Raw genomic sequence first — 10,548 nt, forward strand, 5'->3', positions numbered from 1 at the left:
ACAGGCACCCGGCAGAGAGTGACTCCGGTGTGTCGGGATCGACTACGGGCTACGCCCTCCGCCGATCCCGACACACCGCATTCTCATCTTGATCGTCGCGCCTTCTCACCCTGATCGTCGCGCGACAGGCTACCTCCTGAACTACGGTTCGATTCGGTGCCCATCGCGAACGTTCCGTTGGGCCAGAGGTGTCTAGTGCGGCATAGGGTGCCGATTCAGTTGATCACCACCTGATTGGTATCCAGAACCACCTGGCCCAGTTGGGCCAAGGCATTCTGGCCCAGCAAGGGGGCCGGCGCGCCATGTTCGACGACGGCCACCTCGATGTGCCGGATTTCACGTCCGGCGATCTCCATGCGCGGGACTTCTGCCAGACCACCCAATACGACTCCACCGACCGTCCGGAGCGCAGGGCCGGTCGTTGACTTGACATCAAGCCCCAGAGCTTTGGCATCGCCAGGCGAAATCACGGTCATACTTGCACCGGTGTCAACCAGGAACCGCATATCCCGGGTTCCAACCCTGACGTTCACATAGAACAATCCGTCGGACGCACGTTCCGCCCTGACCGGACCGGCAGGAGCCATGGTCTGGACTGGTGTGGGGTGACGAAAGCCTGGCGTCTCTGTCCCAGGTGCAGGGCCCATGCCGATCAAGGCCGCAGACACGGCGGATCCGAGCAAAACATAGGCGAGTTGAGGCAGGCTCATGCCGGCACTATGCAGCCGTCAGAACGAACATCGACTTATCGGGCTTGGTTAACAACGAGTTCACGATTTCCCTGCGCGAGGCGGGACATGCCTCAGCCGCCAGGTTGCAACCTATCGGGATCGCGGTGTTTTGCCCTGCCCACCGCGTCGGCCGGCGGCAGATTTTCCTCAGCCTTCATGAAGCAACTGTCGTTGTGGCATTGGCTGAGCCGACAAGGCGGCCATATCGCCGCGTCTCGATCATGGCACCGATCGCGAACAGCATGGCCAGCAGTCCGATCAGAATCCCGGAGGTGAGACCCGACCAGGCCGCGTCGGCTGGCGAACGGTAAAGCAAGGCCGCGCGATGCCGCACCGGGTAGCCTCGCGCGCGGAGCAGGCTCGCAGCCTCCTCAGGCATCCCATGCTGCGCCAGAAATCCCTGGGTTATAACCGTTGGTGCTGGATCGGTTCTGACGTTCAGCGCGTCTTTACTCGACACGACAGGAACAAAGTATCCAATCTCGCGACGATCGCCGGGGTAGGCCAGTAGAGGCACGACGAAGATGGTGCGTCTACCGGCAATCACGTTTGATTTTATCTCGATCATTCGGGACTTGTCGGCATAGCCCCTCAGTCGGACTGGGCCAGAGGCGATCGGGGCGGTCCCTTCGACGGACAAGGCCTTGCTTGGCCCATGCGGAAGAAATGCCGTCAGTGCTATCGCCATGGTCACCAACGCGGCCATGGCCAGGCATGACGCGACAACCGTGTAAAGCAGGACAAGGCGCGCCGAACGCTCACGGGCCCGGGTCAGTCCGTCAGTAGGTTCCGGGCTGTGGTTGCGTCGATCGCGGAAACGCAACCAGGCGACGACGGGGAGTGTTGCTGCCAAAACCAGAACAAACTGGGTTGCGACGGGGAAAAACGTCCCGATCTTGGAAAACTGCCATTCACCCAGAATCTGCAGCAACCCGGTGTAGTGTATCCCCTGCCACGTCAGGACTCCCGTCACCAGCATGGCATACAGAAGAAAAATCCGGCTTCGAGAGCTTGGCGCAGGTCGAGATCGTTTGTTCATTGCTGACCCTCTCTAACCATCGGCTGTTATCGTTGTTCGCATGTCTTACCCAGGTCTACCGGCGGGTGCTCGGCATCTGGTCGTTCGCCGGCATGATGGGAGGTATCGGCTGTTCGACCGAAGGCCGATGACATTGTCCGCTCAACACCATCTAGCCTTCGACCTTTATCACACCCGATGAGGCTGTAGGCGAGTTGAGGTGTGCGAGTATGGCGTTTCGCGGACCATAGCCAATGGACTGACCGTCGCGCATCACGAGAATGCGATCCACGGCCGACAGAACCGATGGGCGATGGGCGATCGTGATGACGATGGCGCCCCGCGCTCGCGCAGACATAATGGCGCGAGACAAGGCCTCGTCGCCCTCTCCATCGAGGTTTGCGTTGGGCTCGTCGAGCACTATCAGGAATGGATTTCCGTAGAGCGCCCGCGCCAGGGCGATCCGTTGCCGCTGGCCACCTGACAGCGCATGGCCATCAGGCCCTACCTGGCTGTTGTAGCCCTGCGGCAAGTTCAGGATCATGTCGTGCACGCCGGCCTCGCGTGCGGCGGCCACGATCGCCTCGACGTCCGCCTGCGGATCGAACCGGGCGATGTTCTGCGCAATCGTCCCCTCGATCAATTCGACGCTTTGGGGCACATAGCCCACCTGCAGGCCCAGCGCGCCGCTGTTCCACTGCGAAAGGTCGGCACCATCAAGTTTAATCGATCCGCCGCTGACCGGCCAGATTCCGACCAGGGCCCGCGCCAAGCTTGATTTGCCGCTGCCACTGGGTCCGATCACTGCGATAGCAGAGCCGGCCTCGCATCCGAAGTTGACCTTGACCACGGTCTTGCGATCCGATCCCGGAGGCGAAACGCTCACGTCCTCGGCTCGGAGGGTCTGGTAGGGGGCGGGCAAGATGTCGGTCGAGGGCTCCTCCGGCAGCAGGGCAACCATGGCCTTGAGCCGGGACCACGACTGTCGCGCCCCGACGAAGCCTCGCCAATTCGCAATGGCGGCTTCGACCGGGGCCAGAGCGCGGGCGGACATGATGGAACTGGCGAAGATCACCCCGCCGGTCGCCGCATGCTCGATCACGAGCAATGCGCCCACTGTCAGAACGCCAGATTGCAGCAATAGCCGCAACATGCGCGTGAGGCTGCCCATGCGGGATGCGACATTGGTCAATTGCTCTTGTGCGGCCAGATAGGCTCGGCTCGCGTCACTCCAGCTGGCGCAGATCCGTTGCTCCATGCCATTCGCGACAATGGCTTCGCTGTGACGCCGCGTGACATCGGCGATCTTCAGGCGGCGTTGGCCCACGGCCATCACCTGCTTGCTCTTCTCAACCGTGAGACGTTCGGTCAGGTAGGTCATGATAATCAGGATTACGCCGCCCACCAGCACTGTCAGGCCCAGATAAGGGTGAAGCAAAAACAGGAAGCCGATGAACAGGAACATCCAGGGCAGGTCAGCCAGCGTGGCTGGCCCCGGGCCTGACAGAAAGCCGCGGAGCTGATCCAGATCGCGGATGGGCTGGACCGGATCGCCGTCCATCTGGGTGCGGGACAACATGCTGACCATCTTGTGGACGTCGGGGCTGAGATCCGTATCGAGCGCGGCACCGAAGTGCATCAGCAGGCGGCCGCGGATGAAGTCGAGGAGTCCCTGGACGGCGTAGATCACGGTGACCATTATCGCGAGCCCGACCAGGGTCGGAATGCTCTGGCTGGGCAGCACGAAATCGTACACCAGCATCATGTAGATCGAACCGCCCAGCAGCAGCACGTTGAGGATCGCGCTGATCACGCAGACCGCGATCAGGGTCCGTCGGGTGTGAGCCAGAACGCGAACCAGACGTGCGCGGAGGAGTTCATCACCGGATTGCGGACCACTCATTGGATCATGCTCGCTTGAGGAGCGGCATACTCACCGCAATCACAATCTTGCTGTGCAACAAGGCCAGCATACTCACCTTCTTGCCATGCCAACGACAGGGCCGCCACCCAGGAGCATGTCAAACAGCTGCAAATGCCCCAGTCAAGCGAGCTGGGCGGGAGTGCCACCGTTCCGCCGACAAAAAACAGGCGGCGATTGATCGCCGCCTGTTCGATTTTACCAAGCCGATAACAGCAAGGTCACCGCGTGATCAGATCACCGAACCGTCGAAGCCGGCCCAGCCGTTCGAGATGCGGATGATCTGGGTGTGATCGGTGTCATAAGTGATGGTCAGGATCAGCAGGTTGTTGCCACCGTTCGCTGCGGTGACCGCACCGCCCGAGCCATTCACCAGGTTCTTCAGGCCGGCAAACGAGCTGACGATCGCATCGTTGCCGCCGTCGAAGGCGTTGAGGCCGGCCTTGTCAGCGAAGAAACCAGCGCCGTAGTTGTCGAACACGATGGTGTCGCCATCGGCGAAGTTCAGATCGACGATCCGGTCGGTGTCCGTCTGGCCAGCGCCCACGTCGGCACTGTTGAAGTAGAACTGGTCAGCACCCTTGCCGCCCGACATGATGTCGTCGCCGGCGCCACCGACGAGACGATCGTCGCCCTTGCCGCCACGCAGCACGTCGTCGCCTGCGCCGGCACGGATCAGTTGGTTCAGCGAAGTCGAGGTGCTGCCGAGGACGTCATTGCCAGCGGTGCCGCGGACGGTTGTGTCGAAAGTCGTCATTGAATGTGCTCCTAACTCAGAAAACGTGACGAGAGAGACGGCTCCCGTTCCGTAGCAGGCCAAACGCGTTAACGCCCATCGTTCGGTCTAGCGTGGTAACCTAAGATGGTAACCACCATACCGGACCTGAAGCTTTGTGCGGCTTCAGATTAGAAACCACGGATACCCCGATTCTGCAAGCTTGCAAAGAGGGTTACCTTGAAGAGAAACCAAACTTTACCCGTTTTGGTACAGAATGTCCGTTAACCATTTTGGGGCATTGAGCTCTGCGAACCCGTTGGAAACCGTCGGAATGACATTGCCAGGGGAAGGCATGGCCAATGAAATTGAGTCAATTGTTAACCATTGTAATCGCCAGCGCGGGCCAGATCATCCGTATTTCCGAAGCCGTGCTCAGCCATATCAACCACCAGCTCGGTTTGTCGTTCCAGAGCCTGCGTCACCATGAACATCGAACTCATCGAACCCGATGTCGAGCTTTGTGAACTCTGTAGCGAAGGAAAGGTTCCCTACCGTGGCGAGCCTTGCTTGTTCGTGATTTCCCCTGCAGAGGATTTGAGAAAGCGTTGTATTGTCTGATCATCGGTTGTGGGGCCGCGCTGGGCATAAACAGCTGAAGGAAGGTCAATGATTCTGTTTTCGCAAGCCAGCGGGGAAGCCCGGGTCGCGCTCACCCGTATCCGGGCTGCGCTCATTCCTGCGGCTTTGCTCACGCTGGTGCTGTCATTCATCCCGGCGCTTGTCGTGGTGTATGTCATGCTGGAGTTCTCGGTCGCCAGTCCGGGCGGCAGCATCCAGACTGCGGTGGGCTTGCTGCTTGTCGTCCTGCTGGCCTTGGGCTTCTCGGGTGTTCTGCTAGACCTTCGTTCACGCGTCCTGATACAAATCGGCTCCATCGCGGTGGCATGCCTCGGACCGCGCCTGCATCACGCAACGGGGGTCCTTGCCGAAAGATCAAAGACAGGGACCCAGGAGGCTGGGCAGGTGACGGCGGATCTCGATGCCATAATGCAGTTCAGCAGGTCCGGCGCGCTCGGTAACTGGCTGGACCTGGGGGGTATTCCGGTCCTGCTTTTGCTTATGGTGGTCCTGCACGTCTGGTTCGCCGTCGCTCTGCTCGCCATCGTTTGCGGGTTTGTGCTGCTGCTGGGCTTGACCCTCGTTGCGCTGAGCCGCCCCCGCCGACTTGCGTTGAGGGCCGCCGCCCGGCGGAGGGCCTTCTTCGAGGAAAACCGGACGCGGCAGGATACCCTGCGTGCGCTGGGGACGATCACGCAGGTCGAGCAAGCTTGGCATGCATTGAACATACAGGTGCTGAATCTGGACAGCGCGTGGCGCAGCTTGCACCTGCGCAATGTGGCCGTGGCACGGCACCTGCACCTAGCCGCTTTGTGCGCCATGATAGCACTCGGGATCTGGCTCGAGATAGAAGGGCTGGCGGTGTATTCGGTCGTGATTGCTGCCGGTCTCACAACGGTTTTGGCGTTGAGGCCGCTTGTTGCAGCGATCGAGACTGCGCCGATGCTGGTCGACGCCAGGCAGGGATGGGCCCGGATTGACGGGATCCTGCAGGCCGTACAGCCCGAATCCATTCCGCTGCCGCTGCCGGCTCCGGTCCACAGTGTCACTGGTGAGCAAGTGGCGATTGCCGTCCCCGGAACGCGGCGTGTGCTGTTGCACAACGTCAACTTCCGACTGGATGCTGGTCACGTGCTTGCGGTGTTGGGATCGACCGGCAGCGGCAAGACCACGTTGCTACGGGCCTTGGCGGGGGCGTGGCCGGTGCTGGCCGGCAAGATCCGCATCGATGGTGCGGCCTTCGACCAGTGGAGCAATGAGCAGGTTGGTCGACACATCGGTTTTCTTCCACAGTCAGTGGAATTGTTCGGCGGGACGGTCGCCGAAAACATCGCTCGCTTTCGATCCGACGCGACCAGCGAAATGGTTGTGGCGGCGGCCCAGAAGGCCCTGGTCCACGATATGATCCTGGGCTTGCCAGAGGGTTACAAGACGCAGGTGGGTGACAACGGGCGTAACCTCTCCGGTGCCCAGGCCCAGGCCATAGGGCTTGCCAGGGCGATGCTGGGCGATCCTTTCCTGCTGGTGCTGGACGAGCCGACGGCGCACTGCGACCGCAACGGAATTGTCAACTTCCGCAAGGTCATCGAAAATGCCCGCGACGACGGAAAGATCGTCGTGATGGGTGGGGGTGCCTCGCTGTTGGTGGAACTGGCCACTCACGTCCTGATGGTCGACCAGGGTACCGCGACCTATTTCGGTGAGACAGAAGCGGTGCGTCGCGCCATCATGCAACGCAAGTCCCGACGGCCCGACCAGAGCGAGAGCATCGCGGGTCAGCAAGCGGCCGAGACGGTGGATTGTGGTGACGAAGGTGAAGCGGAGAGCGTGCAATGAATTATCAGCTTCCGTCCTTGATCGGGGAAACGACTGATCCTGGCCTGGTTCTGGCCGACCCCGAGGAAGGGATCCGGAAGAACTTCCGCCTGGCCTTGTGGATCATCGCCGCCTTCGTGGCCGGACTGGTGGGTTTGTCCGCTCTGACCAGCACCCAGGGCGCCGTGATCGGCGCCGGCGAGGTGACCGTGGAAAGCCGGATCAAGAAGATTGCGCATCCCCAGGGCGGGATTATCGCCGCGGTCGAGGTCCGGGAAGGTCAGAGGGTACGGCGTGGGCAGGTGCTGATGCGGCTGGACACGACCGTGTCGGGGGCCAGTGCGCTCGCCAGTGGCGATACCGTGGAACAATTGCTCGCCAACATCGCGGTTCTTCAAGCTGAACGTGATGGACTTGCTGTACCGCAGTTCCCCGCTGAATTGACGGTCAATCCAACCCCGGCGAAGCAGGCGGCCATGGACAATGCCCGGCGGTTGCTGGCTCTTCGCCGCGGCGCCCAGGGGCAGGAAATGGCTCAGATCGAAGAGCGAATACGCCAGACCCAGGCCCAGATCGTGGCCTATGGCGCCCAGAAGAACGCCACCGACAAGCAGTCTGCTCTTGTCCGCAGCGAACTCGATGGCCTGCGAACCCTGCGTGATCAGCAGCTTGTCACGGTCAATCGGCTCAACCAGATTGAGCGTACCGCCGTCGACCTTGAAGGGACCGCAGCTTCGTTCCACGCCCAGATGGCCCAGGCTCGGGCCCGGATCGCCGAACTTCGGCAATCGAAGATGCAGATTCTGCAGGACAGCCGATCAAAGGCTGGACAGGAGCTGGTAGAGCTCCAGGCGCGTCTCAATGACCAGAAGGTTCGATCGGCCACAGCGACAGACATGTTCAACCGCAGTTTGGTGCGTGCCCCCGACGATGGCGTTGTCGACAAGATGGCCTTCACGACGGTTGGGGGCATCGTCCCGCCGATGGAAACGATCATGGAGATCGTGCCGTCGAATGATCGGCTGACCATCACGGCAAGCGTCAGCCCTTACGATATCGACCAGCTCTCGCTCAACCAGCCCGCCAGTCTGCGTTTCTCCGCGTTCAACAACCGGATCACCCCTGAATTGTTCGGGCGGGTCACCTATATCTCGGCTGAACGGATCACCAACGAAAAGACCGGACAAGTCTTTTACAAGGCGACCGTCGAGGTCAGCGCGCAAGAGCTGCGCAAGCTTGGCAACCTGAAGCTCAAGCCCGGCATGCCGGTGGAAGTCTTTTTCCGGACCGGCGAGCGATCACTCATTTCCTACATCACCAAGCCGCTGCGGGACCAGTTCGCCAGGGCATTCCGCGAGGAATGAGGCGGCTGATCCGGCAGCGGCCCGATGGGTCGATGCGGAGCAGGTGCTCCGCACTCTTCAAAGGTGAAAATCGGAAGCGGAGAGCGCCGACACGGCCAGCAGCTTGATGGCAAAGTCGGCGCGCCCATCTCCATTGAGATCGGCTTGAACGATGACATCGGCACCGTCCTTGTAGAACCGCAGGTCACCGGCCCGCCCGTTGAAAGCGTTGCTGCCAATGAAACGGAATGCCTCGTTTGCAGAGGTCCGGCTGTTGGCATCGATCAGGGCCAGCGAGATCTTGTCCACGCCCCGTTGGAAGTCGGTGATAACATTGACGACTCCGTTGGACAGGTCACCCTGGCGGAAGCGGAACTCATCGGCACCGAGGCCACCGGTCAACGTATTGGCGCCCGAGCCCCCCTGGATGAGGTCATTGCCGGCTCCACCGAGGATCAGGTCACTGCCATCTCCGCCCACCAGGGTGTCGTTGCCGGCATCGCCGTACAACACGTCTGCGCCATCGCCGCCATTCAGGTTGTCGTTGCCGTCACCACCGGACAGGAAATCATCACCGTCCAGGCCCAGGAGGGTGTCCGCACCGCCCATTCCATAGAATGTGTCGATCCCAGCAGACCCGGTCATGCGGTTGGCGAGATCATTGCCCGACACAGTGAGATCTTCGCTCTCCACCCGAAGGTTCTCGACATGGTTGGCCATTTCGAGATTGATCGATGTCGCAATCGTGTCGATGCCACCGTCCGCCTGCTCGATCACCTTGTCTTTGACGCTGCGGACGAAGTATACGTCGTCGCCGTTGCCGCCATGCAGAGCGTTGTTTCCATTGCCGCCACCATAAATGGTGTCGTTGCCATCGCCAGCCTCCACACGGCTATTGCCGACAGCACTGACGGTTAGACGGTCTGAGCCTGCCGTGCCTTCGATGACGACCGTTCTTTGGTCGTCCCGCAGGAACGAGTATTTGTTGAGGTTGAGGTCGAGACGGTCGAGCATCGAGTCTGGGTTGTCGCCCCACTTCCCGCCGAAGCTGCCTTGACTGGCCATCCATTGCGATACTGCACCGGCTCCGCCATCCAGGACTGACAGCCTCCGGATGTTGTTGTCGGTGATCAAGGCATCGGTATCCGACCAGACAAACTTGGTCGCGTTGTTGTTGGTCACAACCGTCGATGAAACAGCGCTGAGGCGCAGCCAGGAGGCCTGGTCGTCAAAGCCGAGGACCGTATTGCCGCTCACAGTGCTGTTGACCATGCCTTGCACGGAAATCCCGTTGTATAGCGCGCCGATCACCATGTTGCCGGTGATGGCGACCTTTTCGAACGGCAAAGTGTTACCCGTATCGCGCAAGAAGATGCCTTGCGTTGGTTCACCGTCACCCCGGACGATCAAGTTGTTGCTGATGGTGACGTCGTGTGTCGCCTTGGACGTGTTGTTGGTCCACAATTGGATTGCGTCGGGGTGATCTCCTTCCGCCGGGAAAAAGTCAGTGAACACATTGCCCGTAATGGTCAGGAAGTCGTTTCCGCCACCCCTTACGCCATCGGTACGGATTTCATGGAAGAAGTTGCCGGCCACCTTGACGTTTTCATTGTCAAGCAGACTCAGCCCGTAGCGAAATCCGGAAAACTCGCTGTTCGTGATCGAGACGTTGGTGCTTGCGCGGATCATCAAGCCCGCGTTTTCCAGGGTCGAGATATCATGACCTGCGGGACCGCTCACCTTGAGGTTATCGAACACGATGTTGTTCGACGAGCGGACTTGAAAACTGTTTTGCGCGGTCGTACTTGTTCCCGTAAGGTTGAGCTTGCTGATGGTGATGTCGTCACCGCCGGTAATCCGGAGGCCTGTTATGGTCGCCGGATTGGCAGGGTCCGCGCTCGTGATGGTGAGCCCGGTCTTGTTCAGGACGCTGACGTCGGAATAGACGCCAGCGGCAAGCTTGATGGTGTCCCCGGACTTGGCTGCCGAGAGGATCGCCTTCAACTGGCTTGAGGAACTGATGGTGTACGTGGCCAAAGTCGTAACTCCCCAGCGTGGTGGCCGCAAAGGCACGGCTGCCGACTGAACTCGCTGGAGGAGAAGGCTAGGGTAAACCGGTTGCTGCGGCGTTGCGCGGTAGAGTTAACTTGGACTTTATGACGATTCCTCGATTCTAAGTTAGGTCATTCAATGACTTATTCCATTCAAGCGGCTGACGCACAGAGGCCGGGAGGGCCTCCTGAAGATTGACCTGCCATGATCCGACACCATTCTCTGGACCACCCCGGGTTAGAGTTTCCCGACCAGGGTCACGGTGACGGGCTGGGTGCGTCACCGTGATTCATCAGCGTGATCGGGGGCTTGTTGCCGATGGCACCGTGCGG

General features: G+C 60.5%; 8 protein-coding genes. 2 read left to right on the forward strand and 6 right to left on the reverse strand.

Annotation, left to right across the window (positions count from 1 at the left end):
- Window positions 1-215: 215 nt before the first annotated feature.
- The 5 genes from H7F49_RS19700 to H7F49_RS19840 all read right to left on the reverse strand — a co-directional run bounded on the left by H7F49_RS19700 (window position 216) and on the right by H7F49_RS19840 (window position 4,888).
- The gene (locus H7F49_RS19700) at window positions 216-710 is read right to left on the reverse strand and encodes a retropepsin-like aspartic protease family protein (RefSeq protein ID WP_185684995.1); all 495 of its coding nucleotides are present in this window, start codon (window positions 708-710) and stop codon (window positions 216-218) included.
- A gap of 175 nt (window positions 711-885) precedes the next feature.
- Window positions 886-1,770, reverse strand: coding sequence for a hypothetical protein (locus H7F49_RS18245; RefSeq protein ID WP_185684996.1), 885 nt, complete (start codon window positions 1,768-1,770; stop codon window positions 886-888).
- A gap of 151 nt (window positions 1,771-1,921) precedes the next feature.
- Window positions 1,922-3,652: a type I secretion system permease/ATPase gene (locus tag H7F49_RS18250; RefSeq protein WP_235982325.1), complete on the reverse strand. Its 1,731-nt coding sequence runs from the start codon at window positions 3,650-3,652 to the stop codon at window positions 1,922-1,924.
- A 250-nt stretch (window positions 3,653-3,902) separates the two neighbouring features.
- Window positions 3,903-4,427, reverse strand: coding sequence for a calcium-binding protein (locus tag H7F49_RS19835; protein WP_185684998.1), 525 nt, complete (start codon window positions 4,425-4,427; stop codon window positions 3,903-3,905).
- Window positions 4,428-4,765: 338 nt separating this feature from the next.
- Window positions 4,766-4,888 carry a hypothetical protein gene (locus tag H7F49_RS19840; RefSeq protein WP_268958992.1) on the reverse strand — a complete coding sequence of 41 codons (123 nt, stop codon included), beginning with the start codon at window positions 4,886-4,888 and terminating at the stop codon, window positions 4,766-4,768.
- A 166-nt stretch (window positions 4,889-5,054) separates the two neighbouring features.
- Between H7F49_RS19840 and H7F49_RS18260 the strand changes: the two genes are divergently transcribed.
- Both H7F49_RS18260 and H7F49_RS18265 read left to right on the forward strand, forming a co-directional pair.
- Window positions 5,055-6,842 carry an ATP-binding cassette domain-containing protein gene (locus H7F49_RS18260; RefSeq protein ID WP_185684999.1) on the forward strand — a complete coding sequence of 596 codons (1,788 nt, stop codon included), beginning with the start codon at window positions 5,055-5,057 and terminating at the stop codon, window positions 6,840-6,842.
- A gap of 95 nt (window positions 6,843-6,937) precedes the next feature.
- A complete protein-coding gene (locus H7F49_RS18265) occupies window positions 6,938-8,185 on the forward strand; it encodes an HlyD family type I secretion periplasmic adaptor subunit (protein WP_185685000.1) in 1,248 nt (415 codons plus the stop codon).
- A 57-nt stretch (window positions 8,186-8,242) separates the two neighbouring features.
- Here the strand turns inward: H7F49_RS18265 and H7F49_RS18270 are convergent, their stop codons facing one another.
- Window positions 8,243-10,201 carry a right-handed parallel beta-helix repeat-containing protein gene (locus H7F49_RS18270; RefSeq protein ID WP_185685001.1) on the reverse strand — a complete coding sequence of 653 codons (1,959 nt, stop codon included), beginning with the start codon at window positions 10,199-10,201 and terminating at the stop codon, window positions 8,243-8,245.
- Window positions 10,202-10,548 lie beyond the last annotated feature (347 nt).

The organism is Novosphingobium aerophilum, assembly GCF_014230305.1.
In the GTDB taxonomy this organism is placed as follows: Bacteria; Pseudomonadota; Alphaproteobacteria; order Sphingomonadales; family Sphingomonadaceae; genus Novosphingobium; species Novosphingobium aerophilum.